Source organism: Kitasatospora sp. NPDC023118 (assembly GCF_055560875.1).
The window spans coordinates 170417-196828 of sequence record NZ_JBVHHW010000006.1 but is presented as its reverse complement, the minus strand read 5'-3'; the positions used below and the strand labels follow the sequence as shown (position 1 = coordinate 196828).

Here is a 26412-nt window from a genome sequence, read left to right as displayed (position 1 = left end):
CTCAGCCGCCGCTCTCCGTCAGCTCACCGCGGTGTCGGACCCGGGCCGCGAGCAGCGCGCCGAGCGCGCCGGTGAGCAGCCCCCAGCCCGCCGCCAGCGGGACGGCCGTCCACAGCGCCGGGCGCAGCGTCAGGCTGCCGCTGCCGAATCCGGCCAGCGGGTTGTTGCCGCCGAGCACGGTGCCGAGCAGATCGGCGAGGCCGCCCTGACCGAGGCCGACGCCCAGGACGGAGAGCCCGTAGTCGGCGTCGATCCTGGTCCACAGCCCGACCAGCAGCACGGTGACGGCTGTGGCCAGGGCGAAGCGGACGGCGTGCTGCCAGAGCCGGACGGTGCGCGGGGAGCGGTGGGCGGCGAGGAAGGCGGCGGCGAGCAGCAGGACGGCGGCCACCGGCAGCAGCCACCAGCTGCGGGCATCGTGATCGGCCAGGGTGCCGAGGTCGATGGTCGCCTCCCTCCCGTTCGGGGCGCGCAGCACCGAGCTGAGCGCCTTGGGGACGGGCAGGCCGACCGCGCCCTCCAGCCGTCCGTGCCACTGGGCGCCCAGCCCGAGGCCGAAGGCCAGCCAGACCAGGTCGGGCAGGGCAAGCAGCACCACGGCCAGGGTCTGCCGGGCGTTGCCGTGCACGATCGCGGTGAGCACCCCGGCCACCGCGCCGATCACCACATACCCCAGCAGCACCAACCAGAGCGCGAACGCGGGTGGGCGGACGGCGAGTTGGTAGCGCAGCAGGGCACCCGGCAGCGGCGCCCGCCGGGACACCGCGAAGGCGGCCGCGAGCACCACCAGCAGCCAGGCCAGCCCGATGCCGATGGTGGTCGGGCCGTCCGCGTGGAAGCCGACCTCCGGGGTGAGTCCGAGCGCGCCGCCGATGGTCTGCGCCAGACTGCCGCCGAGTGGGACCACGAACGTGTGCTTGGCCACGACGGTGATCAGCACCAGGGCGAGCACCCAGAGCAGCATCGTCCGGACGATCCGGCCGAGCAGTTCGCCGCCCCCGGCCACCGCGCGGAAGCGCAGTTGACGCAGGAACACCTCGGCCATCACGAGCGCGCCGATCAGCGAGACGGTGAGCGGCATCGCGGTGACCCCGGCGTCCACGGCGGCGAAGCCGCCCGCGCCGCCGTCGAGTTGGACGGATCCGCCGACGGCGAGCGCCATCGTCGCGGCGAGGACGGGCGGGAAGCCGCCCTCGGGGAGGTCCCCGGCACCGGCCAGCCAGAGGCCGAGCGCGGCCACCGCCGCCATCGTGACCAGCCCGGCCAGCACGACGGCGAACGCGTCCAGCCAGCCGCGTACGGCGCCGGGCGGGCCCGCGGCCCGGGTGGTGGGCTGCTGCATGCCGCCTCCTCTGGCTGAGCGGGCCGGTTCGGTCCCGGGGACTCGACTCCCACGGATGCCGGTCTCCCCGGGGTGTCGGGTTCCAGCCTGACCGACCGCCGGTGGGCACGCTCGGCGACGGCCGCGAAACCTGCTGTTGCGGCGAACGGGGCACCGGGGGAGAAATGGAACCCCAGTGGCAGGAGCCTCCCGTGCCGGCCGTTCTCGCCGGCCACCTGCGAAACGGAGCCTCGATGAGTTCCCAACCGCCTCCCTCCGGCCCGCCGAGCGAGCCCCCGTTCGGCCCGCCGTCCGGTCCCCCGTCCGGCCCGCTGGCCGGACCGCCGTCCGTACCCCCGCCGCCCTCGGGCCCGCCCGGACCGTCCGGGCCGCCTTCGGGTGGGGGCAGCAGCGGCAGTGCCGGTGGCGGTCGCGGGCCGCACACGCCGTGGTGGCGCTCCGGCAGGGGCCTGGCGGTGGCGGCCACCGCGGTGGCGGCGGCCGTGGTGGCCACCGTGCTGATCGTCAACAACCAGGGCGGCGGCGGCAAGACCGAGACGCTGCCGACCGCCAACGAGGTCGCGCTGCAGGCGCCGGCCGATCCGGGCCCTGACCCGTTCACCCCATCGGTGGAAACCAACCCGGTGACTCCGCCGGCACCCACCCCGGCGACCTCGCAGGCGCAGCAGCCCGGGCAGACCGGGCAGACCGGGCAGACCGGGCAGACCGGGCAGACCGGCCACAGCACGTCCCCGGCCGCCCTGCACAGCGTCCAGGGGGCCTCGAACGGGCTCTACGCCGGGACGATGTCCAAGCCGAGCTGCGACACCGAGCGGCTGATCGGCATGGTCTCCACCGGCGACGCCGGCCGGGCCTGGGCCTCCGCCGCGGGCATCGACCAGTCCGCGATCCCGTCCTACCTGCGCTCGCTGACCTCGGCGTACCTGCGGGTGGACACCCGGGTGACCAACCACACCTACAAGAGCGGCGCGGTGACCGAGTACCAGTCGGCGCTCCAGGCCGGCACCGCCGTACTGGTGGACGCCCAGGGCGTGCCCCGGGTGCGCTGCTCGTGCGGCAACCCGCTGAAGCCGCCGGTGCTGGTCTCCGACGCCAAGTACGTCGGGCACCCGTGGCCGGGCTTCCAGCCGACCACCCTGATCATCGTGGTTCCGGCGCCGCAGCCGGTGACCGAGATCATCCTCGTCAACGTCGAGACGGGCGGCTGGTTCGCCCGCCTGACCGGGCGGATCGAGGTGGTGGACAAGCACGTCGAGGCACCGAAGGGGCCGCTGGCACCAGGGGTTCCGCCGCCAGGGCCGATGAAGCCGGGCACACCGACGGCGACCTCCTCGACCTCCGGCGCCACGTCAGGCTCGGGCTCGGCGACCACCTCGAAGGCGAGTCCCTCGGGGCCGACCTCGTCCGGAGCGACATCCTCGGGCGCCACGTCGTCGGGGGCCACGTCCTCCGGCGCCACGTCCTCGGGCGCGACCTCGTCCGGCGCGACCTCCTCCGGCGCCAAGTCCTCGGGCGCGACCCCGTCCGGCGCGACCTCCTCGGGCGCGACCTCGTCCGGCGCGACATCCTCCGGAGCCAAGTCCTCCGGAGCCTCCACGGGGACGGGCTCGGCTTCGGCTTCGACCAGTTCGGCCAAGCCGTCGGAGACGACCGCGACGACGAACACCTCCGCCGCATCGACGGCGGCGTCCACCGCCCCTTCGGCGCTCACCCAGTCGCCGAGCAACAGGACCACGACGACGAGTTCCGGCACGACCTCGGCGGGTACCTCCACGAGTTCCGGCACGACGTCGACCGCCACCGCGCCGAAGCCCCCCACCACGACCGGCGCCACTCCCTGACCCCGCCCGACCCCGCTGCCGCCGTCCGAACCCGGCCGGTGGCAGCGGCACGTCTCAGGGCAGTAGCACCTTCGCGTCCTCCGGCCCGAGCATCCGGCCGTCCGCCGCCCGGACCTCCACCGGGGCGACCGGCTCGCCGAACGCGCGGTCGACCAGCCGGGCCCGGGGCTCGCCCTCGGCGAAGAACCACTGGTCGCCCCACTGCCGCAGCGCGGTGATCACCGGGAACAGCGCGCGGCCCTTCTCGGTCAGCACGTACTCCTGGTACGGGCTGCCGTCGGCGGCCGGAGCGAGTTCGAAAACGCCGTTCGCGACGAGGTTGGCCAGGCGCGCCGACAGGATGTTCTTGGCCAGCCCCAGATTCCTCTGGAACTGCCCGAAGCGGCGCCCCGCCCATGCCTTCTCCCGCCCGCGCCTCCACACCCTCCTCCGCCGACACCGCCGACACCACCCACCCCGACGCCCCGCCGTACGGCCGTCTGTCACCCGCCGTCGCCTGGCTGCTCTCGATCGCCTGCGGCCTCGCCGTCGCCAACGTCTACTACTCACAACCACTGCTGGACCTGATCGCCCGGGACTACGGGATCGACCCGGCCACCATCGGCCTGGTCGGCACCCTCACCCAGACGGGCTACGCTCTCGGTCTGCTGCTGCTCGTGCCGCTCGGCGACCGCGTCAACCGCCGCACCCTGATCATCGCCCAGCTCGGGCTCTCCGTCCTCGCGCTCGCCGCCGTGGCCCTCGCTCCCTCCGCTCCACTGCTGCTCGCCGCGATGGCCGCCGTCGGCGTCCTCGCGGTCGTCGCCCAGGTCGTCGTCGCCTACTCCGCCTCACTCGCCGCGCCCGGCGACCAGGGCCGGGTGGTCGGCACCGTCACCAGCGGCATCGTGGTCGGCATCCTGCTCGCCCGCACCGTCGCCGGGACCATCGGCGACCTGGCCGGCTGGCGCGCCGTCTACATCGCCTCCGCCGTCGCGACCGGCGCGATGGCCCTCGCCGTCGCGGCCGCCGTCCCGCCCGAGCGCCACCGCCGCACGACCGAACGCATCGGCTATCTGCGGCTGGTCGGCACGGTGTTCACGCTCTTCGCCGAGGAGCGGGTACTCCGTGTCCGGGCCGTCCTCGCCCTGCTCACCTTCGCCGCCGTCACCGTCCTCCTCACCCCGATGGTGTTACCGCTGGCCGCACCTCCCTTCAACCTCAGCCACACCCAGATCGGCCTGTTCGGGCTGGCCGGTGCCGCCGGCGCCCTCGGCGCCGGGTACGCGGGCCGCCAGGCCGACCGCGGCCGCGCCGAACGCACCGCCGGCCTCGGCCTGTCGGCCATGCTGGTCGCCTGGCTCCCGGCCGCGTTGCTACCGCACTCGGTGTGGTGGCTGGTGCCCGCCATGGTCGTGATCGACTACGGCCTGCAGTCCGTGCACGTGATCAACCAACACCTCCTCTACCAGGTCCGCCCCGAGGCCCGGAGCCGCCTGACCGCGGGCTACATGCTGCTCTACTCCGCCGGCTGCGGGGCCGGCGCGATCGCCTCCACCGTCGTCTACGACCACGGCGGCTGGACAGCCGTCTGCCTGCTCGGCGCCGCGACCAGCCTCGCCGCGCTCGGCTACTGGTGGGCGGCGGCCAGGCGCTGAGCGCCGGTCAGAGCTCGCACAGCGGAACGTCCAGCGCCGGCGGAATCGGCTCCAGGACATCGCGCAGCGCCCGTATCCCGCGCCGCCACGCCGGAGCGCTCCCCGCCTCGCCCCACAGCACTGACCATTCGACCCGGCCTCGACTTCGGGGATATTCGCTGGCCAACCGCGCTTCGGGTGGGCAGAGTGCCACCATGATCAGCAGGGGACTGGACGGGGACGGGTACATCGCGCGGGAGGGCTCTCTGGAGCGGGTGCCCGCGGCGTTCGCGGCGGTGGTCGACACCGCCCGGGAGCGGATCGCCGCCGCCTTCGACCCGGCCCGGCTGCACGGCGCCTACCTCTACGGCAGCATCCCGCGCGGCACCGCGATCCCCGGTGTCTCCGACCTCGACCTGCTGCTCGCCCTGCGCCACGAGCCCACCCCCGCCGACCGCGCCGAGGCCGGCGCGCTCGAAGCCGGACTGGACGCCACCTTCCCCCAGGTCGACGGCGTCGGCGTGCTCCTGTTCTCCACCGGCACACTGCTGAGCGAGCTGGAGCGCCACGACCTGGGCTGGTTCGTCGCCTGCCTGTGCACCCCGCTGCTCGGCGCGGACCTCGCCGGGCAACTCCCCCGCTACCGCCCGACCTCCCTGCTCGCCCGCGAGACCAACGGCGACCTCGCGCTCGCCCTCCCCGGCTGGCGCGAACGGCTGGCCGCCGCCGACTCGGTCGCCGAGCTCAGGGCGCTCAGCCGCGCGGTCTCCCGCCGAATCGTCCGTACCGGCTTCACCCTGGTCATGCCCCGCTGGGGCGGCTGGACCAGCGACCTGGCCGCCTCCGCCGAGGCCTTCGCCGGCTACTACCCCGACCGCGCCGCCCAGTTGCGCCTCGCCGCCGTGATCGCCCGCACCCCCACGACCGACCGCGCCGCCCTCGGCATGCTGATCGACGACCTCGGCCCCTGGCTGGCGGCCGAGTACACCACCGTCCACGGCAAGAAGGCCCCGCGCCCCTGACCGGCCGACTCAACACTCAGTCAACGCAGGGAATCCCGCCCGCCTTCACCGCCGGCCCCTGCATCGGCAGGCCCGCGGCCGGGTCGGTGGAGCCGTCCGCCGAGCCCGAGGCTCCCACGGTGGGGGCCGCCGGGGTGGGCGTCGGCGTCCGGCCGGCGGCGAGCGTGACCACGACGTGCCCCGCCGCCGCGGCGGAGGACGGGACGGCGGTGACCCCGTAGCGGGCCGCGATCTGCTGGGCGTCGGCCTTGGCACCGCTGCCGTACGTCACCGTCGTCGCCCGGGTCCTCGCCGGTGCGTCCCCGATCCGGCCCGCCTGGTAGCCGAGTTCGACCAGCGCCTTGGACTCGGTGGAGGCCGCGCCCGCGCCCGCCGCCGCGTTGACGTCCACCACGGACTTGGGCGCGGCGCTGGGCGAGGGCGTTGCGGTGGCCGTCTCGCCGGAGGCCTCGCTCGGGGCTCCGGCCGGGGCCACGGGCGCCGGTTCGCGGTTGAACAGCTGCCGGACGATCTTCTTGATCAGGTCCGGGTTGACGGTGTTGACCTCCTGCCCGCCGATGGTCTTGAACCCGGCGATCGGCAGGGTGTTGAACTCGACGTTGCCGCCGGTGAGGTTGGGCGCCTGCTGGGCGAAGTCGAGGATGTTCCACTCGTTGTCGATGACGACGTCCTTCTTCACCACCCCGAACAGCTTCTGCATCTGCCCGAGGTCGTTGAGGACGCCCTGCTGCTTGAGCCGGTACTCGACGGAGGAGATGAACGCCTGCTGCCGGTGGGTGCGGTCGAGGTCGCCGTTGGTGAGGTGGTGGCGCTGACGGACGAAGGACAGCGCCTGGGCGGCGTTGAGCGAGCTGATCCCGGCGGGCAGCTTGAGGCCGGTGCCGCCGCCCTCGTGGGTGGCGGTGCGGGCGATGATCGGATCGTCGACCGGGTGGTTGAGGCAGACCTGGATCGGTTCGACGGCCTTGGCGATGTCGTAGAAGCCGATCAGGTTGACTTCCGCGAAGTGGTCGATCGGGACGTCCAGGAAGCTCTGCACGGTCTGGATGGTGGCCGAGCGCCCGGCTTCGCGGCTCTGCCGCTCCAGATCCGCCTTGGACAGGCCCTTTCCGGCGAGCTTCGCCTCGGCGGCCTCCTTGGCGATGCCGTAGGCCTCCTTGATCTTGTGCATCTTGCCGTCGGCGCCGGTGGTCTGCACGTAGTCGTCGCGCGGGACGGACAGCGCGGTGACCTTGCCGCCGTTGGCCGGGATGTGCAGCACGATCAGGGCGTTGGTGTTGTAGCCGCCGATCTCGCTGGAGCCCGCGTGCAGTTCGTCCTCGACGAACTGCTTGGGCAGGTCGTTGCCGTCCATGTCCTTGCGGCTGTCCAGGCCGATCAGCAGCAGGTTGACGGACTTGTCCAGGTGCGGCGGCGCGTTCTTCTTGGCCTCGCTCAGCGCGGTGGACTTGATCATGCCGTCGTCCAGGCTGCGGTACTCGTACCAGGTGAAGCCACTGGCGCCGAGCACGGCGGCCGACACGGTGCAGGCCAGGGTGCGACCGGCCACGGCCAGCGAGGGGGCGCCGCGGCGCGGGGTCCGGCCGCGGGGGCGGGGGCGGTTGCCGCGCTCAGCCACGGCGGCTCCTTCCGCTCGGGGCTGCGGCCCCGCCGGGTCGGCGGCGGTCGAGCACGGTCCGGATCACGATGACCAGCAGCGCGGCGGCCACCGCCTCCGCCATCACCGGGAACGCCTCGACCACCCAGCGCACCGCGCCGGTGCCGAGGCCCTTGCCCTGGTACTTGTCGGGGTTCGCCAGGTACTCGACGCCCGAGGCCGTGAGGAGCACCACGATCGGGGCGGCGGAGACCACCCACCACCGGCCGGTCCGGCTGCACAGCGCGGCCGCGGCGGCCGTGCCGAGCACCGCGCCGACCGCGAAGAGGATGCCGACGCCGGGGCCGCCCAGCTCGTCCGCGATCCCGCCGAGCAGCGGCAGCCCGACCGCCGCCAGGGCCGCGAGCAGTCCTCCGCGCCGACGGGCCTGCTGCCTGCGGCGCGAGGCCCTGGCGCGCTGGACGCGGGCGTCCCGGGCCCGGTCGGCCTCCCCGCCGCCGACGGCACGGGAGCGCTGGGCGGGCACGGCGCGGTCCTCGGTGCGCGGTCCCGCGTCCTGGTACGGCGTTCTCGCCCGCTGGCCGGCCATGCGCACTTCCCTCGATCGTTTCGGCTGCGGCGGCGCGACCACGCCACCGCACGTGCCGGGACGACTTCCGTCCTGCGGCGGTCCCAACTTCTACAGATCTGTAGAGGTTGGGCTGGAGCATACAAACCCATTTCAGCAAAGTCACCCGCCGCCGTTCGGCAGGGACGGGCCGCCCGGTGGGCCGTCGTTAGGATGACCATGATCCCCGCCACGTCGGCACACCAACAGGAACGCGTCAGAGGAGCAGAGCGTCACCATGTTTGAGAGTCTGAAGAACCTCGCGGGCAGGGCCACCGACCTCGCCCGCGAGCACAGCGACGTGCTCGGGCAGGGCCTGGAGAAGGTCGGCGACGTGATCGACGACCGCACGGACGGCAAGTACAGCGGGCAGATCGACACCGGTGTCGAGAAGGCGAAGGACTTCCTGCGCAACCTCGACGGGGACCAGAAGCCCGCCGAATAGACCTGCCGCGGGGCACGATCGACTGTACAGCGATCGAACGAGGGTGCGGGCGGACGGGGAGGGGCCGGAAGCGGTGAGCGAGGAGCAGAAGAGGTCGCGCTGGGGGCGCTGGCTCGTGATCGGCGTCCTGGTCGCGGCCGGGTGGGGCATCGTCCGCGGGGGCGGGCACGACACCTCGGCGTCCTCTTCGCCGTCCCCCTCCGCCACCGCGGGCGGGGCGGCCGCGGCCCCGTCCGGTGCGCCGTCCGCCGGGGCGCCCTCCGCCGCGCCGTCCAAGCCCTCCGGCCGCTACGACCCGGCCGACTACGCGGCCCCGGTGCGCCTGTACGCCGCCGAGGCCGGGGTCGATCCGCAGCTACTGATGGCGATCCTCTACAACGAGTCGTACAAGCCGCACGACCCGGACCTCGAACGGGCCTGGCAGCGCAACAAGCCCGACGCCTCCTTCGGCATCGCCAACATGCACCGGGCCGCCTTCGACGACACCAAGCCCGGTCGCCCGTTCGCCTCCCGCCAGTGGGAGGAGCTGCCGGACGACCGCAACCTGGCGATCCAGGCCGCCGCCTGGCACCTGCACGACCTCTCCGGGCAGCTGCCCGTCCGGCCGAGCGCGCCGTTGAACAAGAACGAGCTGCTCGCCCTCGGCTACAACGCCGGCGCGGGCAACATGCTGGCCTTCGCCCGGGGCGTCAAGATCGGCCCGCAGGCGCAGTCCTACCTGGACCGCCTGCACGACAACTGGGCGAAGTCCGGCGAGGCCGTGAAGTAGCCCCTCGGCGGTCAGCCGCGCGCGCGGCGGCGGAGCCAGAACCCGGTGGCGACCAGCAGGACGGCCGCGGTGGCGGTGCCGATGGCGGCCCAGGTGGTGGCGTCGTCGGTGGTCTCGCGGGCGGGGGTGCCGGTGGCGGCCGCCGCCGTCACGGGGGTCGGCGCGGCCTCGGGGCTCAGGCCCAGCGGCGCCGGGTCGCTGATCGCGGCCGCCTCGACGTCGAGTTCGCGCTCACCGTGGCCGAGGGAGGGGAACGCGCAGTCGACGGTCACTCGCCAGTGCCCGGCCGGGAGCAGCTCGCGGGTGGTGTACGTCCCCGGCCGGCCCGGGGCGGCGACCAGGCGCCAGGGGCCGACGGCGCGGCCGTCGTCGGCGGTCGCCGAGAGCGTGCCGGCGAAGTCCGCGGTGACCGGGTCGTGGTCGTTCTCCCAGGTCGCGACGGTGCTGACGTGACCGTTCTGCTGGCCGGTGACGTCCAGGTGGACGGAGTCGCCGTGGGCGGCGGCGGGTGCGGCGGCGGGCAGGACGGCCGTGACGGAGAGGACGAGGGCGGCGAGGAGCGGGCGGGTTCGCATGGCGGGCATTCCTCGGGCGGTATGGGGTGAGGGCGCTTTGAGCAGTGGTGCTTGGAGCAGTGGTGCTTGGAGCAGTGGTGCTTGGAACAGTGAGTGCCGGGTGCGGCCGCCGTCGCGTGGTGACTGCGGCCGCACCCGTGTCGCGCGGGTTCGAGCGTGCTTACGAGGTCTTCAGCAGCGACCAGCTCTGGTACGGCCGGCCGTTCGGCTGCTGGAGCTCCAGCAGCCAACCACCGTAGTACCAACGGTCGCTCAGCCCGAGCACCAGGGTCGAACCAGCCGCGGTGACGGTGAAACCGCCCTCGGAAGCGTTGAGTTGCCACTTCTGCGCGGCGTTGTCGGCGCACGGCTGCTGCGCCACGTACTGCCCGGCGACGGCCGTGCCGCCGAGCTGCAGGCACTTGCCGGAGCGGGCGGACTTGATCCGCACGGCGCCGTCACCTGCGTCCTCGAAGGACCACTTCTGGTTGGCGTAGCCGGTGCGCTGGTAGGCGATGGCCACGGTGCCGTCGTTCATCGAGCTGCCCCACAGGTCGGCGGCCTGGCCGGTGAGGCCGTTGACCAGGGTGTAGTGGGTACCGGGCTGCGGGTGGCCCGCGTCGGCGAGGGTGCGGAAGGTGGCGGCGCGACCGGGCTTGGAGACCGCCCCGGCCGCATCGCGGACGGCGACGGCCACGGTGTAGGAGGTGCCGGGCGCCAGTCGGACCACGCCGACCACGGTCGAGCGGACGGTGCCGATGGTCTGGCCGTTCAGCTGGACGTCGTAGCCGGCCGCGGCCGGGACGGCGTTCCAGCTCAGCATCACCGAGTTCTGGGTGATCTGACTGGTCGTCACCTCAGGGGCGCTGCCGCCGGTGGTCGGGGTCGCGGTCGGCGACGGCGATCCGGTCGGTGTGGCGGTGGGGCTGCCGGTGGGCGTCGGGGACGGCGAGGGCGTGCGGGTGGGCGATCCCGTAGCCGTCGGGGTGGGCGTCGGCGTGGGCGTCGGCGTGGGCGTGGGGTTCGGACCGGTGCCGCTGCCCGCGATGAGGAAGCGGTTGTTGGCGACGTTCCAGTGCGTGGCCAGGTAACTGCCGGGCGCCGGGTCGGTGTTGTAGTAGTCGTCGTGGTTGCAGTCCAGCCGGTCGTCATGGGCGCGGTCCGGGCAGACGGTCCGCATCGTCGGGTAGTAGGGGGCGTCCGAGTAGCACATGATGTCCCACTCGTCCGTGCAGTGACCGGCCTTGCTGGAGTTGGGCGCGCTGTTGTTCACCGCGCCCAGGTTGTGGCCGAGTTCGTGCGCGGCGGTGGAGCCGCTCCAGCAGCCGGAGTCGGTCCGCCCGTACGAGGGGCCGAAGTTGCTGAGGTTGTCCTGGCCGGGGCGCTCGTCGCCGGCGAAGGTGCCGATGCCGCAGTACACCTTGGCGTCGGTGAACATCATGTACTTGCGGTCCTTGCGGTTGAACCCCTGTGCAGCGAGGGCCCGGTTGCTCGCGTTGAAGTCCTGGATCTCGGATTCGGAGATCTGCACGTTCAACACCGAGGCGGTGCAGTCGGGTTCGGTGACGAAGCGGACGTGCCGGACGCCGCCGGTCTCCTGGGCGCTGGCGTTGTAGATGACGTCGACGTCCGAGGCCCACTTCTTGAACGAGGACAGGTACTGGGCGAAGCGGTCGTTGCCCGGGGTGTGCACGTACACCACCTGGACGCGGTTGCCGCTGCTGCCGTCACCCTCGCAGACCAGGCCCGAGCCGGCGGCCGGGGCCTGGGACGGGGCGCCCTGCGGAGCGCCCGCGGTGCCGGAGTCGCTCAGCAGTGCCTTCTGGGTCGCGTCGAGGACGGGCGCGCCGCCCTTCAACAGGTCGGCGGCGGCAGGCGGTTGGGCGTTCGCCGGCGGGGTGAGCGCGGGCACCTGGGCGACCGCGGCGGCCACCGGCTGGACGTCCTTGTGGATGTCCACGTCCTTGGGCGGCACGTCCGGGCCGTGGCTGCACTGGGCGCTGCCGGTGACCTCCAGCATGTTGCCGCAGCGGTCGCTGGTCGGCAGGCTCAACCCCGTGTAGACCAGGCCGCGTTCGGGCTGGTCCTTGGGTATCGCCTTGGGCGGGGCGACTTTCTCGTCCCGCTTCGGGGCGGGCGCCTTGGTCGCACCCTCGGCCGTGCCGGTCTGCCCTGGGGCGCCGTCGTCGCCACCGTCCGTGACCGCGTCGGCCCGGTCCGCCGGGACGTCCGCCGCCGCGACCGCGCTGTGCACGGCCGCCGGCTCCAGCGCGGTGCGCAGACCCAGTGTGCCCGCGACCAGTCCGGCCGCCACCGCCAGGGCGACCAGGGTGCTCCTGCGGGTGAGCCGGCGGCGCCTTCGCCGACGGAGTTCGCTGCTCCGGTGTCCCATCGCGTTCCTTTCCTCGTGCGACGGCCCGCGCGCCCCGTGGTGAGGGACGCCCGGACCTTCCGACACTCCGGAGAGCGGCTGGGGCGGCCGGGAATAACAGAAACCTCTTGCGGAATTCTTTGCGGCGTTCGAAACCGTGAGGCGGCGAGCGCGGTGCGGTCTCCGGTGAGCCAGACCCGCAGGGCCGCGGAGCGCGCCGCGCCGGCCGGTCCGACCTCCGGCCCGCCAGCGAGATCCGGACCTCGGGCCGATGGACCATTGGAGTGATCCACCCGCGCTCACCGCAACGCCTATGAGACCGGCGCGTTTCCCATGACGTACGCCCTCCCACAGTGGCGCACGCGGGCTCGCGCTCACCGGTCCCCCGGTTCCCGGCCGGCCCGCCGGTACCCTCCCCCGGTACCGCCGCACCGTCCCCGACGATGAGAGGTAGTGTCATGGCCCTGCTGACAGACGCCCTGCTGACAGAGACCCGGAAACGGATCGCCCCGCCGAGAACCGCGCCACCCCCCACCCCCACGACCCGCTTGGCCGTCCCCCCGCTCGCCCCCAGCGCGCTCCCCGGACTCGGCCACGCCGCCGCCCTGCTGCGCGACCCGCTCGGCTTCCTCGGCTCCCTGTCCCGCTACGGCGGCGTGGTCCGCATCCGGCTCGGGCCGCGCACCGTCTGTGTGGTCACCGACGCCCGGCTGGTCCACACCCTGCTGGTCGCGCTCGCCCACGACTGTCCGCGCGGCGCCGTCCAGGACACCCTGAAGACGGCCTTCGGCGACGGCCTGCTGATGTCCGAGGGCCAGGCCCACCGCGACCGCCGCCGGATCATCCAGCCCGCCTTCGGCCCGGACCGGATGGCCGAGTACCTGACCGTCATGCACCAGGTCACCGAGGAGCGCTCCGGAAGCTGGCGGCCCGGCCAAGTCCTGGACGTGGCCAAGGAGATGAACCACCTGGCGCTGGAGATCGTCACCCGCTCACTGTTCGACGCCCGGCTCAGCGAGGACGCCACCCTCGCCTTCCACGGGGCGCTGCCGGACCTGGTGAAGGGCCAGATCGTCCAGTCCCTGTACCCGCACCCGGCGCTCGCCCGGGTGCCGCTGCCCGTCAACCGGCGCTTCGACGCCGCCGTCCGGGTGCTCAACCGGGTCGTCGACCAGGCCGTCAACGGTCGCTCGGGCCCTGCCGGTTCGCAGGCTCGGCCGGAGCTCCGGGGCACCCTGCCCGCCCTGCTGCGGGCCGCCACCGACCCGGCCACCGGCCGTCCGCTCACCGAGGCCGACGTCCGCTCCGAGGCGATCACCATGTTCGGCGCCGGGACGGAGACCGTCTCCACCACCCTGACCTGGCTGCTGGACGAACTCCTGCGTCACCCCGAGGTCGAGGCCCGCCTCCTCGCCGAACTCGACGAGCACCTGCCTGCCGGCACCGCCCCCACCCCGGAGGCGCTCGCCCGGCTCAGCTACACCCGCAGCGTCACCCAGGAGGTGGTGCGGCTGCACGCGCCCAACGCCTTCCTGATGCGCACCGCCCAGGTGCCGGTCGAGCTCGGCCCGTACCGCATCCCGGCGGGCACCGAACTGCTCTACAGCCTCACCGCCCTGCACCGCGACCCGGTCCGCCACCCCGAGCCGCTCGCCTTCCGACCCGAGCGCTGGCAGGACGGCGGCGGGGCCGGGCGGCCGTCCTTCCTGCCGTTCGGGGCGGGCAAGCACAAGTGCATCGGGGAGGCCTTCGCCTGGGCCGAGCTGACCGTCGCGGCGGCGGCGATCCTGCGCCGCTGGCGGCCGGTCGCGGTGCCGGGGGCGCGGGCCCGGGAGGTGGTGTGGACGACGGTCCAGGCACAGGGGCTGCGGGTGCGGCTGGCGCCGCGCTCGGCGGCCGTGGCGGGCTCTACAGCGGCCTCGGCGGGTGTTACGGCGGCTCCGGCAGGTGCCACGGCGGCCTCGGTGGCCTCGCCGGGCGACGCGGCTGGTGCTGAGCGGACGGCGGCCGGCGGTTGCCCCTTCACGGGCGCCGCAGCCGCGCCGGCCGCTCCCGCCCGGCACCGCCCGCCTGCCGAACTGCGCGCCTCCGCCGACCGGCACGCCGACTGGGCGGTCCGCCACGGCCTGCTCACCCCGGCCGAACTGCCCGGCTACCGGGCCTACGCGCTGCACGAGCTGATCGGCCACGCGTTCCCGACGACCCGGGGCGGCGAGCTGGACCTGCTGGTCGACATTCTCGGCTGGTTCACCATCCTGGACGACCGGTTCGACGGCCCGCCCGGACGCCGCCCCACCGAGGCCCGCGCCCTGGTCGACCCGCTGATCACCGCCCTCGACAGCGGCACCCCCGCCGGCACCCCCGCCGGCACCGCCGACGACCGGCTCCTCACCGCCTGGCGGGAACTCTGGGACCGCCAGACCGCGACGATGTCCCCCGCCTGGCGCGCCCGGGCCGCCCGCGAGTGGCGGGCCTGCCTGGCCACCTTCCCCGCCGAGGCCGAACACCGCTGCCGCGGCACCGTGCCCGCGCTCGGCCTGAGCCTCACGGACACCATGCGGCTGCGCCGCCACGGCAGCTGTGCCTACCCGTTCATGAACATACTGGAACGGGTCCACGGCGCCGACGCCCCCGCCGCCCTGCACGCGGAGCCCGCACTGCACCGCCTACGCGCCAACACCGCCGACGCGGCCACGCTGATCAACGACCTCTACTCGCTGGAGCGGGAGGAACGCCAGAGCGCCGCCGCCTTCAACACCGTCCTCACCCTGCAACGGGTCCGCGGCTGCACGCGCAGCCGCGCCGTCCGCGCGGTGCGCACCCGGGTGTCCCGGCTGCGGCAGGAGAACGAGGAGCTGCGCCGCGAGCTGAGCCGCCGCCACCCGGCCGGGCGCTGGTACCTGGACGGCACCCGGGTGCTGGTCTCCGGCGTGCACGCCTGGACCAGCACCAGCGACCGCTACCTGGTGCCGGACGCACAGCCGCGCTGAGCCCCGCCGCGGTCCTTGTGACGGCCGCCGCCCGCGACCGCCCCTACTTGCGGTTGCCGAGCGCGAACAGCAGCAGGACGAAGCCCGCGAACAGGTGGGTGGCGAAGACGTAGATGCCCGCGCGGATCAACATCGCCTTGCGGCGGCGCTTCTCCTCACTCGTGCTGTCACTGGCACTGTCGGTCACGGTGCGGGTCTCCTCGGGTCGGCCGGTCGGGCGTGGGTGCGGGTGCGGGCTGCGGACTCAGCGGGGTGACCGGCCGGTCGCACGCAGCTCGGTGAGCAGCGCGCCCTGGTCGGTGATCAGCTCGGTCAGGATCCGACGTGCCGCGCGCAGCAGCTCGGCGACGTCCGGGGTGCTGAGCGCGTACACCACCGTGTTGCCCTCGCGGGTGGCCGTGACCAGCTGGGTGCGGCGCAGCACCGCGAGCTGCTGGGAGAGGTTGGACGGCTCGACCTCGATCTCCGCCAACAGCTCGCGCACCGGCCGGGGGCCGTCCTGGAGCAGCTCCAGCACCCGGATCCGGACCGGGTGGCCGAGGGTGCGGAAGAACTCCGCCTTGGCCTGGTACAGCGGGACCGGCATCGTCCGCTCCCTCTCTCGGATCCGGCTCGGTGGTCGTCCGACCGGGCGGGGTCCGTGCCGCGGCCGGTAGGCATCATCGCGACAGATGAAGATTTCTTCAAGTCGTCACAGCAGGAGGTGACCTCCCTCACGCCACGGCCGGATTCCCGGCAGTCCAGGGCCGAGCCCGGGACGCTGCCAACTCCCGGGCTCGACAGTTAGAATGATGATCCGTCAGCAGACTGCAGGCAGATCCAGGGCGACCGGGGGCGGACCTCGGAGGCTCCCGCCACGGCCAAGGAGCCGTGCACGACCGACCCGCACGGCACGACGGCGCCGATGCGGCACGGGCGACATCTCACCTTCCCGGCCGTCCCGGACCTCCGGGCCCGCCCGGGCATCCGGGCCCGCCCGGACGAACGAACCCTCGCACCGCTCCGGGCGTCGCCGCGTTGAACCCGGGGTGAACCGCCTCCGCACCGCCCTCGCGGCCCTGGCCGCCCTCGCCACGCTCCTCGGCTTCGCCCCGGCGCCCGCGCCGCTGCTCGGCTCCGAGATCCGCCGGATCCCCACCGAGGAACGCGTCCTCGCCCTCACCTTCAACGCCGCCTGGAACGAAACCGGGCTGGAGACCGTCCTCGCCGTCCTGCGCGATCGCGCCGCCCCGGCCGTCTTCTTCCCCACCGGCGACTTCGCCGACCGGCACCCCGGCGCCGTCCGCGCCATCGCGGCCGCAGGACACGGCCTCGGCAACCACTCCTACAGCCACCCTGACTTCACCGCCCTCACGCCCGACCAGGCCCGTGCCGAGGTGCGTCGAGCCGACACCGCCATCCGCCGCGCCGCCGGCGCCGACCCGCTGCCGTTCTTCCGCTTCCCGTACAGCGCGACCAGCCCGCAGGCCGTCGCGACCGTCAACGGGCTCGGCTACGCGGACCTGGAATTCACGGCCGACACCAACGGCTACCTCGGCCCCGGACACGGCATGACCACCGCCCGCGCCGTCGACCGAGCCCTCGCCGCCCTCACCCCGGGCGCCATCCTCCAACTCCACGTCGGCGCCACCGACTACGGCGGCCCGGACACCTGCCTCGACGCCGAGGCCCTCCCCCGCATCATCGACGCCGCCCGCGCCCGCGGCTACCACCTCATCGACCTGCGCACACTGCTCAACCCGTGACCGACCCCAGGAACAGCGCCCCGAGGCGCGGCAGACGGCGGTGCATCTCCGCCGGGTCCTCGAAGTGAAGTGGAGGAGGACGACCGGGAAGAAGGCCGACTGACTCAGCGCAGCGCGTCCCTCAGGGCGTCCACGCGGGTGACGGCCTCCGCGAACGCCGCGCGGTCGAGGCGGCCGAAATCGAGGGCGGCAGCGAGGGCGGCGGTGGCGTCCTCGGCCTGTTGCGGGTCGCGGGCGGAGCAGAGCAGCAGGTCCATGCCGGCCGAGGCGGCGGTGACGGCGCGGGTGCCGGTGTCGCCGTAAGGGGTGAGGGCGTCGGCTTCGAGGGCGTCGGTGATGGTGACGCCGTCGAAGCCGAGGCGGTCGCGGAGTTCGCCCTGGATGACGGTGGGTGAGAAGCCGGCCGGGTGGTCGGGGTCGAGGGCCGGGTAGATCGCCCAGGAGGCCATCACCAGGCGCACGCCCGCCGCGATGGCGGCTTGGTACGGGGCTTCGCCTCGGGTGCGGAGCTGGGACAGCGGGACGGGGAGCGTGACCGGGCGGACATCGGTGTTCTCGTCGCGGGCGGCGGAGCCGAGACCGGGGAAGTGCTTGGCGGTCGCGGCGACCCCGAGGCCCTGTTGGGCGGCGAGGAAGGCGCTTCCCAACTCGCCCACCCGGGACGGGTCCTGGCCGTAGGAGCGCTCGAAGTGGTCGATGAAGTCGTCCGGGGTGTCGTAGACGTCGAGCACCGGCGCGAGGTTGACGTTCAGCCCGGCGCCGGTGAGCGTCGCGGCGGCGCCGGTGCCGGAGTCCACGGCGGCGGCGAGCGGGTCGGGGGCCGCTCCGGTGCGGCGGGCGGAGAGTTCGGGCGCGCCGGGCAGGCGGCGGACCTTGCCGCCCTCTTGGTCGGTCATCAGCAGCAGCGGGCGCGGGTGCGGAGCCTCGGCCGCCGCCTGCTTCAACTGAGCGACTGCCTGCGCGAGTTGCGACGGGCTGGTGACGTTTTCGCCGAACAGGATCACCCCGGCGGCCCGGCCCTCCCGGATGGCCTGAAGCACTCCGGGCGGCGGCGTCGGGCCCGGGTAGGAGAGCACGATCCGGCGCCCGGCGAGCTGACGGGAGTCCTGGTCCTGGCTGATCACCGTTGCGGTCCTCTCCGCGGGAAGCCCGCCGCTGCGCGTCGTCGACCCGGCCGGGACCGGCCCGAGCGCTGCCCCCAGCACCAGCAGCACCGACCCGAGCTGGGCAACACGCCGGAACGGGGCCATCATGCCTCCAGGGTGAGCAGCGGCCTACGGTCCGCCAGCGTACCCAGGGATCGACTGTCCGGCAGCCCGAGAAGCGCCGTGACCGCCCGCACCGACAGCACCGACAGCACCGACTGCACACAGGGTGATCACCTGGTCGATCGGCCGGACATCCGGGTACTGACGCCGGGCCGCCCCTGGCTCCGGGTACGGCTTCGGGTCAACGGCGAGGACCCCCCCACGGAAGCCCGGCTACCCCGCGCGCCGGACCAGTTGCCCCAGTACCGCCACTCCTTCCTCGATCTCACCCGGCGAGACCGCCGCGTAGCCGAGGACCAGGCCCGGCGGGTAGGGGAGCCGGGCATGCCAGGACAGCGGCTGCACCTTCACGCCCGCCGCCAGCGCCGCCGCGGCCAACTCGGTGTCGCTGCAGCCGAGTCCCTCCGGCAGGGTCAGCATGAGGTGCAGGCCCGCGGCGGCGCCGTGCACCGTGGCGCCGGGCAGGTGGGTGCGGACGGCGTCGATCACGGCGTCCCGCCGGCGGCGGTGGCGGCGGCGCAACAGCCGGAGGTGGCGGTCGAGTTCACCGGATTCCATCAGTCGCGCCAGCACCAGCTGGGGCAGCACCGGGTTTCCGAGGTCGGCGAAGCGTTTGGCATCCAGGACGGCGTCGCGCAGGCGCGGGGGCACCAGCAGCCAGCCGGTGCGAAGGGCGGGAGCGAGCAGTTTGGAGATGCTGCCCGCGTAGCAGACTTGGTCCGGCAGGGTGGCCTGAAGGGCGGGGACGGGCGGGCGGTCGTAGCGGTGTTCGGCATCGTAGTCGTCCTCGATGACGAGCCCGCCTTCGCTCGCCCAGCCGAGGAGTTCGCGGCGCCGGTCGCCGCCGAGGACGACGCCGGTCGGGTACTGGTGGGCGGGGGTGAGCAGGACGGCCGGGGCGCCAGTGGCGCGCAGGGCGTCGACCCGGATGCCCTGCGCGTCGACGGGCACGGGCGGGGTGGCGTCGAGCCAGTGGGCGAGGTGCTGGCGGGCGCCGAGCGAGCCCGGGTCCTCGACCGCGACCTCGGTGATGCCCAGTTGCCCGAGGGCGCGGCCGAGCAGGGCCAGGGCCTGGGCCGTCCCGGCGACGACGAGCACCTCCTCGGGGTCGGCCCGGATGCCCCGGTTGCGGGCGAGCCAGTGGGCGACGGCCTCGCGCAGGGCGGGCGCGCCCCGGACGTCGCCGTAGCCGAGGTGGTGGGCGGCGAGGCCGTCGAGGACGGCCCGCTCGGCGCGCAGCCAGGCGGCGCGCGGGAAGGCGGCCAGGTCCGGGACGCCAGGGGTGAGGTCGATCCGGGCGGGGGCACCGCGCAGGTGGTCGAAGACCTCGGGGCCGGGGTCCGCTCGGAAGATGACGGGCGCGGGGCGGGGTCCGGGCGGTGCGGCGGCGGGTAGCGGGCCCGCGACCACCACCGTGCCGCCCCTCCCCCGCCCCGCGACCTGCCCGGCCTCGGCGAGCCGACGGTAGGCGTCGGTCACCACCCCTCGGGAGACGCCGAGTTCGGCCGCGAGCACCCGGCTGGCGGGGAGCCGGGTGCCCGCCGGGAGGCGCCCGTCGGCGACGGCCTCGCGCAGTCGGCGGGCGAGCCATTGGGTGAGACCGCCGGGCGGGGCGTCGGCGGCGTCGAGCTGGAGGAAGTCGGCGCCGAGCTCTTTGGACCTGTCAACTGCCTCACCTTTGGACCTGTTCACCGGTCCATACTGGCGCGAGGGTGGAGCCGTGACCACCCAAACGAGCACACAGCACAACCACTACGTCCACGGCTACTCCGACACCGAGGCTCAGCGCCTCGGCGACCAGGCCGACACCCTCGCCGAACTGCTCCACGCGGACACGGCCTACCCGGCGGGCAGCCGGGTGCTGGAGGCGGGCTGCGGGGTGGGGGCGCAGACGGTGCACCTGCTGGCCGGGAGCCCCGGGGTGCTGCTGACGGCGGCGGACCTCTCGGCGGACTCGCTGTCCCAGGCCCGGGCCCGGGTGGCGGCCGAGGCCCCCGCCGCCCAGGTCGCCTGGCACCACGGCGACCTGCGTCGGCTGCCCTTCGCCGACGGCGCGTTCGACCACGTCTTCCTGTGCTTCGTGCTGGAGCACCTGCCGGACCCGGCCGCCGCTCTGACGGCGCTTCGCCGGGTGCTGCGGCCGGGCGGAACGATCACCGTGATCGAGGGCGACCACGGCTCGGCCTTCTTCCACCCGGAGAGCGCCCCGGCCCGCCGCACCGTCGACCACTTGGTCCGGCTCCAGGCCGAGGCGGGCGGCGACGCGCTGATCGGGCGTCGGCTGTACCCGCTGCTCACCGCCGCCGGCTTCGCGGACGTCACGGTCCGCCCCCGTACGCTCTACGCGGACGGCGGCCGCCCGGCGCTGGTGGAGGGCTTCACCCTGCGGACCTTCGTCGCGATGGTCGAGGCCGTCCGGGCGAAGGCGCTGGCCTCCGGGCTGACCACCCCGGAGGCCTTCGACCACGGCATCGCGGACCTGCGCCGCGCGGCAGAGCCCGGCGGGACGTTCCACTACACCTTCTTCAAGGCGGTGGCGGTCAACCCGTAGCCGGAGCCCCGGGCCCGCCCTCCCGGGCGAAGCTGTCGCCGTCCCACTCGGCGCGGATCGACTCGACGCGCTCCGGCAGTGCCTCGGCCTTGGCGACCAGGCCAGCCGGGTCTGCCGGGTCCGCCGGGTCCGCCGGGTCCGCCGGCGGGGTCGGTCCGTGACCGTCCAGGCCGAGCTCCACCCGCCGGACCGTGATCACGTCCATGCAGGCGGGCAGGCCGGGCACCGGATCCGGTGACGCGTCGCGGATCGCCTTGATCGCGTACACATTGCGCGAGGCGGCGAGGTGCTCGTCCACCGTGCGCCGGGCATCGGTGGACAGGGCCTGCCAGACCGGGTCGTCCATGGCCGCCATCGAAGGGGGGGCGGCCGGGCCGGCAAACGGTTGATCTGACGGTCAGCCGGAACTGTCGCCGAGGTCCGCGAGCAGGGCGCGCATCGCGTCGATGAGCGCGGCCTTCTGTGCCTCGTCGAGGCCGGCCAGCATGTGGTGCTCGTTGGCGATGTGGTCGGGCAGGGCGCGGTCGATCAGGGCGTGGCCCTCGGGGGTGAGTTCGACGTCGCGGCTGCGGCCGTCCTGGTCGCTGCGGGTGCGGGTGACCAGTCCTCGGGCCTCCAGGCGGTCCAGGCGCTGGGTGATGGCGCCGGAGGTGACCATGGCGGACTGCATCAGGCCGGTGGGGGTGAGGCGGTAGGGCGGGCCGCTGCGTTTGAGGGTGGCGAGGACGTCGAAGGAGGCCGCGTCCAGGCCGTGTTCGGCGAAGGTGCGGTTGAGCTCCGCGTCCACCAGGCGGTAGAGGCGCTTGAGCCGGCCGAACACCTCCATCGGGGAGGTGTCCAGCTCAGGCCGCTCGGCGGCCCATTGCGCTACTACGCGGTCCACATGATCTGCCACAGGTTCAGGGTAGGGGATGCCCCGAAAATTCCTTAGCGGTGAGGTAACTGTGAGCCACGTCACCGGCCGATTCCGATGGAAGATACCTTAGTGCTGAGATACATTGGCTTAGTGCTAAGAAATCGCATCGCCATGGTGCTGGTGACGGCCCTGGCCCCCGCCATCTGGGGGACGACCTACCTCGTCACCACCGAAATGCTCCCGCCCCACCGGCCGCTGCTGGCCGCCGTCATCCGCTGCCTGCCCGCCGGACTGCTGCTGATCGCCCTCACCCGCACCCTGCCCAAGGGCGACTGGTGGTGGCGCGCACTGGTCCTCGGCGCGCTCAACATCGGCGGCTTCCAGGCCCTGCTGTTCATCGCCGCCTACCGCCTGCCCGGCGGCATCGCGGCCACCGTCGGCGCCGTCCAACCGCTGATCACCGCCGCACTCTCGGCCGCGCTGCTCGGCGACCGGCTCACGCTGCGTACGGTGCTGTCCGGCATCGCCGGCGTGGCGGGGGTCAGCCTGCTGGTGCTGCGCGCCAACGCCCGGCTGGACGCAATGGGCGTGTTCGCCGCACTCGGTGGCGCGGTGGTGATGGCCTTCGGCGTCGTCCTCTCCAAGCGCTGGGTCTCCCCCGCCCCACTGCTGGCCACCACCGGCTGGCAGCTCACCGCCGGCGGCCTGCTGCTGGTGCCGGTCACCCTGCTGACCGAGGGCGCCCCGCCCACCCACTACACCACCGACAACGTGCTCGGCTACGCCTACCTCTGCCTGATCGGCGCGGCCCTCACCTACGCGATGTGGTTCCGCGGACTGCGCGCCCTGCCACCGACCTCGCTGTCCTTCCTCTCCCTGCTCAGCCCGGTGGTCGCCACCGTGACCGGCTGGCTGGCGCTCGACCAGGACCTCAGCCCGCTCCAGGCGATCGGCGCGGTGGTCGTGCTCGGCTCGCTGATCGTCGCCCAGACCCAGCGGCCCCGCACCGCCGCACCCGCACCCACTGCGCAGCAGGCGGCCGGCGCGCAGCCCGTACGGGAAACCGCCTGATCCCGCACCGCCTCGGATCTAACAGTTCCTCAGTTCCAGAGTTCCAACGTTCAGTCCAAGGAGAAACCTTCATGCGTATCACCGTGTTCGGCGCCACCGGCAATGTCGGCAGCCGCGTCGTGGCCGAGGCACTCGCCCGCGGCCACGAGGTCACCGCCGTCGTACGGGACCCGGCCAAGCCGCACGGCCTGCCGTCCACCGCCGCCCTCGCCGTCGGCGACGCCCGCGACCCGGGGGACGTCTCCCGGATCGCCGCCGGGCAGGACCTGGTGATCACCGCCACCCGCCCCGCGCCCGGCAGCGAGCACGAGCTGATAGCCGCCACCCGGGGCCTGCTGGACGGCCTGGCCGGTACCGGCGTGCGCCTGATCGCGGTCGGCGGCGCGGGCAGCCTGACCGTGCCGGGCAGTGACGGCACCATCCTCGTGGAGTCCCCCGGCTTCCCCGACGAGATCCGGCCGATCGCGCTGGCCTGCGGCGAGCAGCTGGACCTCTACCGCGCGGACGGGAAGGTCGACTGGACGTACCTGAGCCCGGCCGCCCTCCTCGAACCCGGTGTGCGCACCGGCCGTTTCCGGCTCGGCCTGGACGAGCTGCTGGTCGACGCCGAGGGCAACTCGGCCATCTCCATGGAGGACCTCGCCATCGCGCTGCTCGACGAGGCGGAGAACCCGGCCCACCGGCGCGCCCGCTTCACCGTCGGCTACTGAGAAGCCGGGTACCGGGACGCCGACCGTTCAGGAACCGGCCGCCGAGGCGTCGACCGCTGGGTACATCCCTCCAGGAAGACGGGTGTACCCAGCACCACCCCAAAGATGGTGTCCAGCATCATCGCGCGTCAGAAGCGCTGTCGGACAGGATCGTTCCCGTGAACACCACCGCATTCCGCACCCGTCGCGCGGCCGCCGTCGTCGCCACCGCGGTCCTGGCCTCGCTCGCCCTGCCCGCCACCGCCAACGCCGACTCCGGCCGCAACCCGGGCGACGCCGAGCCCGCGCCCTCCCGCTACACCCACCAGACCCTCAACTGGCAGCCCTGCGAGGGGCAGCCGGCGCTCGACTGCGCCACCATGGCCGTCCCGCGCGACTGGCACCACCCCGGCGTCGGAGCCGACCTGACCATCGCCGTCTCCCGGCACCGCGTCGCCGACCCGGCGAAGCGGAAGGGAACGCTGATGGAGGCCGCGGGCGGCCCCGGCGGGCAGGGCCTGCTGCGGCCGATGGACCTCGCCCAGGGCGCCCCCGCGGTCGCCGCCGCCTACGACATCGTCAGCTTCGACCAGCGCGGTGTCGGCCGGAGCACCCATGCCCAGTGCCAGAGTCCGGAGGAGTTCCAGGAGTTCCTGGCCGGGGACTACCGGGACCAGTCCCCCGAGGCGATCGACCGGGTCATCGCCAACTCACAGAAGCTGGTCGCCGGTTGCGAGGAGCACAGCGGCGACCTGCTGCCCTACCTGACCACCGAGCAGACCGTCCACGACATGGACCTGTTCCGCTCCCTGCTCGGCGAGAAGAAGATCAGCTACTACGGCGCTTCCTACGCCACCATGATCGGCGCCTACTACGGCACGCTCTTCCCGCACCGGGTCGAGCGGATGGTGCTGGACAGCAACATCGGCTTCGAGGGCACCTGGGAGCAGTTCGAGCTGGGCCAGCCGATGAGCTTCCAGCGGCGCTTCGAGGAGGACTTCCTGCCCTGGATGGCGGCCCGCGACGCCACGTACCACTGGGGCTCCACCCCGGAGGAGGTCAAGGCACACTGGGAGCAGCGCCGCGCCGCCCTGCACGACCAGCCCATCACCGACGGGTCGTTGACGCTCGGCCCCAACCAGCTGGACAACGGCACGATCAGCGCGATCTACAACGACAAGGCCTTCGCCCTCCTCGCCCGGGCCCTGACCGCCCTGGACGACTGGCCGGGCGCCGATCCGGCCGCCAAGCAGTCGGCCCGCCAGCTGTTCGGCCAGTACCTCAGCCCGGAGTTCCTCGCCGAGTACTTCTCGGTGACGTGCGGCGACACCCCGTGGACCAAGGACATGGATACCTGGATCGAGCGCGGTGCGCAGAACACCGCCCGCTACCCGCTGGTCGGCGCCCGTACGCTCGCCTTCAGCTCGGTCTGCGCGGCCTGGCCGACGGACCCGGCGCCCAAGGTCAAGGTCACCGGCGCCCATCTGCCCCCGGTGCTGATGCTCAACTCGCTGCACGACCCTGCGACGTACTACGAGGCGGCGCTCGGCGCGCACCGCGCGCTGCGCGGCTCGAAGCTGGTCACCGTCACCGGGAACGGCAACCACGGCCAGTACCCGGGTTCCGATCCCTGCGTCACCGACACGGTCGAGCGCTACCTGCTGGACGGCAAGGCGCCCGAGCACGACCTCACCTGCCCGTCGCCGCAGGCGGGTTGAGCCGCCGAGCGGTCAACTCCCGGAAATCCCGGAACTCCCGGATCGGGAACGCAGCTTGGTCCGGATCCAGGCGGCGGCCACCGCCAGCCCGGTGAAGCCGCCGACGGCCAGCTTGATCCCGGCCTTGGCGACGATCCAGCCCACAGCGGGCACGCTCCAGCCCAGCCAGTGGAACATGGCCAGCAGCACCGCGCAGCCGCACAGGACGGCCAGCACCGTGGCCCCGACGGCGGCGACCCGCGACAGCTCGCGCGGGCCGCCGTCGGCCGCGGCGGTCGAAGTGACGCCCCCCGCGGTGCCATTGGCCGATTCTGCAGCTGCACCACCGTCGGCCATGTCGTTCGTACCCCCATCACCCATGGGCCGATGATACGACCTCAAGGCTCGGGCCTCAGCCGTCCGGCCGCAGAACACCGCAGAGCGCCGCGGGACTCAGCGGGACTCAGCGGCAGGCGTGATGGGTGTCGCCGGGGTACTCGCCGGTCTCGTCGTCGGGGAAACTGACCGCCATGGTGACCCGGTACTCGTGGACGCCCTCCCGGTGCCCCGGCACCCGGGCCCAGGCCAGCGAGTGGACCTCGGCGTCCGGGGCCTGGCGGCACCAGGCGGCCGCCTCCTCCAGGGCGCGGGCGGCCGAACGGCCGGTGCACACCACCGCGGTGTAGGCGGCGACCGCGACGTCCCCGCCGGTGGAACGACCGGACCGCGACACCGCCCGGACGGCGGCGGCGGCCTGGGTCAGGTCACGGGCCAGGTCGTCCACCACCCTAGGGGGTGCCGGCAGGACAACCGTTCCTTCGGCGACGGTCTCCGGCAGGTTCGCGCTCACGGTTTCGGCCTCCATCCACATGGTCACGCGGCACAGCATGCCGGACGGGATTTCCTGGCATGCCCACTTTCATCCGAACGTCATCCTTCCAGGGCCGAGTTGGGGACGCCCCCTGGTGCCGACCGGCCCGCCCTGCTAGGGGTCACTGGGGTCGGCGTTGGACATCCTGGCAGGTCAGAACGGTCGACCACGGGCGCCGCCGGGGAGCCCGACGCGACGCCCACGTACCACCCCCGCACTTCGAACCGCCGCCCCGGGCGCCGGGGCGCCCGGGCCCCAGCTGTTGGGCTCACGGCCAACTCCCCTTAGCAGTAGAGAAGATCAGGTGTGCAGCGGTTTCCGATCGAGTGCGCGGCCGTTTCCGGAACGGCGGTTCGCGCCCGCCGGACCCCCACTGAAGTGCCGCGTTCGCCCCTTGGAGGGCGCCGGGTCGCCTCCCGGCCATCCTGTCCCTGTCAGATCGTCGTGATACTAATCGTCGCGGCGGCGGCTGCCGCCGAGCGGCGGGCGGGCACGATGACGAGGGCTCAA

Annotated in this window: 25 protein-coding genes; 11 read left to right on the top strand and 14 right to left on the bottom strand. The window is 73.7% G+C overall.

All coding sequences use genetic code 11. The features are described from left to right. Position 1: 1 nt before the first annotated feature. The gene (locus ACZ3UD_RS10375) at positions 2 to 1342 is read right to left on the bottom strand and encodes a streptophobe family protein (RefSeq protein ID WP_465584862.1); all 1341 of its coding nucleotides are present in this window, start codon (positions 1340 to 1342) and stop codon (positions 2 to 4) included. A 455-nt stretch (positions 1343 to 1797) separates the two neighbouring features. Here ACZ3UD_RS10375 and ACZ3UD_RS10370 point away from each other — a divergent pair, with 455 nt between their 5' ends. Continuing rightward, complete coding sequence (locus ACZ3UD_RS10370) at positions 1798 to 3183, top strand: DUF6777 domain-containing protein (RefSeq protein WP_465584859.1); 1386 nt, start codon at positions 1798 to 1800, stop codon at positions 3181 to 3183. 54 nt (positions 3184 to 3237) lie between these two features. Here the strand turns inward: ACZ3UD_RS10370 and ACZ3UD_RS10365 are convergent, their stop codons facing one another. Continuing rightward, positions 3238 to 3606 (bottom strand): winged helix-turn-helix transcriptional regulator, encoded by a 369-nt coding sequence (locus ACZ3UD_RS10365; protein ID WP_465584857.1) that lies wholly within the window; start codon positions 3604 to 3606, stop codon positions 3238 to 3240. Here ACZ3UD_RS10365 and ACZ3UD_RS10360 point away from each other — a divergent pair. Continuing rightward, entirely contained in the window at positions 3579 to 4820 is a 1242-nt protein-coding gene (locus ACZ3UD_RS10360) for an MFS transporter (protein WP_465584854.1), read from the top strand. The two genes, ACZ3UD_RS10365 and ACZ3UD_RS10360, sit on opposite strands and share 28 nt — an antisense overlap. A gap of 194 nt (positions 4821 to 5014) precedes the next feature. Continuing rightward, positions 5015 to 5821 carry a nucleotidyltransferase domain-containing protein gene (locus ACZ3UD_RS10355; RefSeq protein ID WP_465584852.1) on the top strand — a complete coding sequence of 269 codons (807 nt, stop codon included), beginning with the start codon at positions 5015 to 5017 and terminating at the stop codon, positions 5819 to 5821. A gap of 16 nt (positions 5822 to 5837) precedes the next feature. Here the strand turns inward: ACZ3UD_RS10355 and ACZ3UD_RS10350 are convergent, their stop codons facing one another. Continuing rightward, positions 5838 to 7439: an LCP family protein gene (locus tag ACZ3UD_RS10350; protein WP_465584849.1), complete on the bottom strand. Its 1602-nt coding sequence runs from the start codon at positions 7437 to 7439 to the stop codon at positions 5838 to 5840. After that, a complete protein-coding gene (locus ACZ3UD_RS10345; protein ID WP_465584846.1) occupies positions 7432 to 8007 on the bottom strand; it encodes a DUF6542 domain-containing protein in 576 nt (191 codons plus the stop codon). The genes ACZ3UD_RS10350 and ACZ3UD_RS10345 overlap by 8 nt, the downstream gene beginning before the upstream one ends. 256 nt (positions 8008 to 8263) lie before the next feature. On the opposite strand from ACZ3UD_RS10345, the gene ACZ3UD_RS10340 reads away from it, so the two are divergent. Continuing rightward, a complete protein-coding gene (locus ACZ3UD_RS10340; protein WP_380609909.1) occupies positions 8264 to 8470 on the top strand; it encodes an antitoxin in 207 nt (68 codons plus the stop codon). Positions 8471 to 8543: 73 nt separating this feature from the next. After that, entirely contained in the window at positions 8544 to 9239 is a 696-nt protein-coding gene (locus ACZ3UD_RS10335; protein ID WP_465584843.1) for a lysozyme family protein, read from the top strand. 11 nt (positions 9240 to 9250) lie between these two features. Here ACZ3UD_RS10335 and ACZ3UD_RS10330 read toward each other — a convergent pair whose 3' ends face one another. Together ACZ3UD_RS10330 and ACZ3UD_RS10325 are read right to left on the bottom strand one after the other, a co-directional pair. Then, entirely contained in the window at positions 9251 to 9814 is a 564-nt protein-coding gene (locus tag ACZ3UD_RS10330) for a hypothetical protein (protein WP_465584840.1), read from the bottom strand. A gap of 160 nt (positions 9815 to 9974) precedes the next feature. Beyond that, entirely contained in the window at positions 9975 to 12185 is a 2211-nt protein-coding gene (locus ACZ3UD_RS10325; RefSeq protein WP_465584838.1) for an RICIN domain-containing protein, read from the bottom strand. 437 nt (positions 12186 to 12622) lie between these two features. Here ACZ3UD_RS10325 and ACZ3UD_RS10320 point away from each other — a divergent pair, with 437 nt between their 5' ends. Further along, on the top strand, positions 12623 to 15154 hold the full coding sequence (locus tag ACZ3UD_RS10320; protein ID WP_465584835.1) for a cytochrome P450: 2532 nt from the start codon (positions 12623 to 12625) through the stop codon (positions 15152 to 15154). A 43-nt stretch (positions 15155 to 15197) separates the two neighbouring features. Here ACZ3UD_RS10320 and ACZ3UD_RS10315 read toward each other — a convergent pair whose 3' ends face one another. Together ACZ3UD_RS10315 and ACZ3UD_RS10310 are read right to left on the bottom strand one after the other, a co-directional pair. Continuing rightward, positions 15198 to 15341 (bottom strand): DUF6126 family protein, encoded by a 144-nt coding sequence (locus tag ACZ3UD_RS10315; protein WP_465584833.1) that lies wholly within the window; start codon positions 15339 to 15341, stop codon positions 15198 to 15200. Positions 15342 to 15398: 57 nt separating this feature from the next. Continuing rightward, positions 15399 to 15740, bottom strand: coding sequence for an ArsR/SmtB family transcription factor (locus ACZ3UD_RS10310; RefSeq protein ID WP_465584830.1), 342 nt, complete (start codon positions 15738 to 15740; stop codon positions 15399 to 15401). Positions 15741 to 16182: 442 nt separating this feature from the next. Here ACZ3UD_RS10310 and ACZ3UD_RS10305 point away from each other — a divergent pair, with 442 nt between their 5' ends. Beyond that, positions 16183 to 16899: a polysaccharide deacetylase family protein gene (locus ACZ3UD_RS10305; RefSeq protein ID WP_465584828.1), complete on the top strand. Its 717-nt coding sequence runs from the start codon at positions 16183 to 16185 to the stop codon at positions 16897 to 16899. 104 nt (positions 16900 to 17003) lie between these two features. On the opposite strand, the gene ACZ3UD_RS10300 is transcribed toward ACZ3UD_RS10305, so the two are convergent. Together ACZ3UD_RS10300 and pdxR are read right to left on the bottom strand one after the other, a co-directional pair. Next, positions 17004 to 18152 carry a glycoside hydrolase family 3 N-terminal domain-containing protein gene (locus tag ACZ3UD_RS10300; RefSeq protein ID WP_465584826.1) on the bottom strand — a complete coding sequence of 383 codons (1149 nt, stop codon included), beginning with the start codon at positions 18150 to 18152 and terminating at the stop codon, positions 17004 to 17006. Positions 18153 to 18380: 228 nt separating this feature from the next. Then, entirely contained in the window at positions 18381 to 19859 is a 1479-nt protein-coding gene (gene pdxR, locus ACZ3UD_RS10295) for a MocR-like pyridoxine biosynthesis transcription factor PdxR (RefSeq protein ID WP_465584823.1), read from the bottom strand. Positions 19860 to 19887: 28 nt separating this feature from the next. On the opposite strand from pdxR, the gene ACZ3UD_RS10290 reads away from it, so the two are divergent. Continuing rightward, on the top strand, positions 19888 to 20718 hold the full coding sequence (locus ACZ3UD_RS10290) for a methyltransferase domain-containing protein (protein ID WP_465584821.1): 831 nt from the start codon (positions 19888 to 19890) through the stop codon (positions 20716 to 20718). Here the strand turns inward: ACZ3UD_RS10290 and ACZ3UD_RS10285 are convergent. Together ACZ3UD_RS10285 and ACZ3UD_RS10280 are read right to left on the bottom strand one after the other, a co-directional pair. Then, the gene (locus ACZ3UD_RS10285) at positions 20708 to 21064 is read right to left on the bottom strand and encodes a hypothetical protein (RefSeq protein ID WP_465584818.1); all 357 of its coding nucleotides are present in this window, start codon (positions 21062 to 21064) and stop codon (positions 20708 to 20710) included. The two genes, ACZ3UD_RS10290 and ACZ3UD_RS10285, sit on opposite strands and share 11 nt — an antisense overlap. A gap of 51 nt (positions 21065 to 21115) precedes the next feature. Then, a complete protein-coding gene (locus ACZ3UD_RS10280) occupies positions 21116 to 21613 on the bottom strand; it encodes a MarR family winged helix-turn-helix transcriptional regulator (protein ID WP_465584815.1) in 498 nt (165 codons plus the stop codon). Between the two features lie 132 nt (positions 21614 to 21745). Between ACZ3UD_RS10280 and ACZ3UD_RS10275 the strand changes: the two genes are divergently transcribed. The 3 genes from ACZ3UD_RS10275 to ACZ3UD_RS10265 all read left to right on the top strand — a co-directional run bounded on the left by ACZ3UD_RS10275 (position 21746) and on the right by ACZ3UD_RS10265 (position 25052). After that, on the top strand, positions 21746 to 22645 hold the full coding sequence (locus ACZ3UD_RS10275) for an EamA family transporter (protein WP_465584812.1): 900 nt from the start codon (positions 21746 to 21748) through the stop codon (positions 22643 to 22645). A gap of 71 nt (positions 22646 to 22716) precedes the next feature. Then, the gene (locus ACZ3UD_RS10270; protein ID WP_465584809.1) at positions 22717 to 23355 is read left to right on the top strand and encodes an NAD(P)-dependent oxidoreductase; all 639 of its coding nucleotides are present in this window, start codon (positions 22717 to 22719) and stop codon (positions 23353 to 23355) included. A 158-nt stretch (positions 23356 to 23513) separates the two neighbouring features. Beyond that, positions 23514 to 25052 carry an alpha/beta hydrolase gene (locus ACZ3UD_RS10265; RefSeq protein ID WP_465584807.1) on the top strand — a complete coding sequence of 513 codons (1539 nt, stop codon included), beginning with the start codon at positions 23514 to 23516 and terminating at the stop codon, positions 25050 to 25052. A 12-nt stretch (positions 25053 to 25064) separates the two neighbouring features. On the opposite strand, the gene ACZ3UD_RS10260 is transcribed toward ACZ3UD_RS10265, so the two are convergent. Both ACZ3UD_RS10260 and ACZ3UD_RS10255 read right to left on the bottom strand, forming a co-directional pair. Beyond that, on the bottom strand, positions 25065 to 25412 hold the full coding sequence (locus ACZ3UD_RS10260; RefSeq protein ID WP_465584805.1) for a hypothetical protein: 348 nt from the start codon (positions 25410 to 25412) through the stop codon (positions 25065 to 25067). Between the two features lie 82 nt (positions 25413 to 25494). Continuing rightward, positions 25495 to 25908 (bottom strand): hypothetical protein, encoded by a 414-nt coding sequence (locus ACZ3UD_RS10255; RefSeq protein WP_465584803.1) that lies wholly within the window; start codon positions 25906 to 25908, stop codon positions 25495 to 25497. Positions 25909 to 26412 lie beyond the last annotated feature (504 nt).

What these genes read in the sequence shown, in the direction of transcription:
- ACZ3UD_RS10285 (WP_465584818.1), bottom strand. Translation starts at nt 21,064, where the DNA reads ATGGACGACCCGGTCTGGCAGGCCCTGTCCACCGATGCCCGGCGCACG.
- ACZ3UD_RS10375 (WP_465584862.1), bottom strand. Translation starts at nt 1,342, where the DNA reads ATGCAGCAGCCCACCACCCGGGCCGCGGGCCCGCCCGGCGCCGTACGC.
- ACZ3UD_RS10360 (WP_465584854.1), top strand. Translation starts at nt 3,579, where the DNA reads ATGCCTTCTCCCGCCCGCGCCTCCACACCCTCCTCCGCCGACACCGCC.
- ACZ3UD_RS10325 (WP_465584838.1), bottom strand. Translation starts at nt 12,185, where the DNA reads ATGGGACACCGGAGCAGCGAACTCCGTCGGCGAAGGCGCCGCCGGCTC.
- ACZ3UD_RS10270 (WP_465584809.1), top strand. Translation starts at nt 22,717, where the DNA reads ATGCGTATCACCGTGTTCGGCGCCACCGGCAATGTCGGCAGCCGCGTC.
- ACZ3UD_RS10355 (WP_465584852.1), top strand. Translation starts at nt 5,015, where the DNA reads ATGATCAGCAGGGGACTGGACGGGGACGGGTACATCGCGCGGGAGGGC.
- ACZ3UD_RS10330 (WP_465584840.1), bottom strand. Translation starts at nt 9,814, where the DNA reads ATGCGAACCCGCCCGCTCCTCGCCGCCCTCGTCCTCTCCGTCACGGCC.
- ACZ3UD_RS10340 (WP_380609909.1), top strand. Translation starts at nt 8,264, where the DNA reads ATGTTTGAGAGTCTGAAGAACCTCGCGGGCAGGGCCACCGACCTCGCC.
- ACZ3UD_RS10345 (WP_465584846.1), bottom strand. Translation starts at nt 8,007, where the DNA reads ATGGCCGGCCAGCGGGCGAGAACGCCGTACCAGGACGCGGGACCGCGC.
- ACZ3UD_RS10275 (WP_465584812.1), top strand. Translation starts at nt 21,746, where the DNA reads ATGGTGCTGGTGACGGCCCTGGCCCCCGCCATCTGGGGGACGACCTAC.
- ACZ3UD_RS10260 (WP_465584805.1), bottom strand. Translation starts at nt 25,412, where the DNA reads ATGGGTGATGGGGGTACGAACGACATGGCCGACGGTGGTGCAGCTGCA.
- ACZ3UD_RS10320 (WP_465584835.1), top strand. Translation starts at nt 12,623, where the DNA reads ATGGCCCTGCTGACAGACGCCCTGCTGACAGAGACCCGGAAACGGATC.
- ACZ3UD_RS10300 (WP_465584826.1), bottom strand. Translation starts at nt 18,152, where the DNA reads ATGATGGCCCCGTTCCGGCGTGTTGCCCAGCTCGGGTCGGTGCTGCTG.
- ACZ3UD_RS10310 (WP_465584830.1), bottom strand. Translation starts at nt 15,740, where the DNA reads ATGCCGGTCCCGCTGTACCAGGCCAAGGCGGAGTTCTTCCGCACCCTC.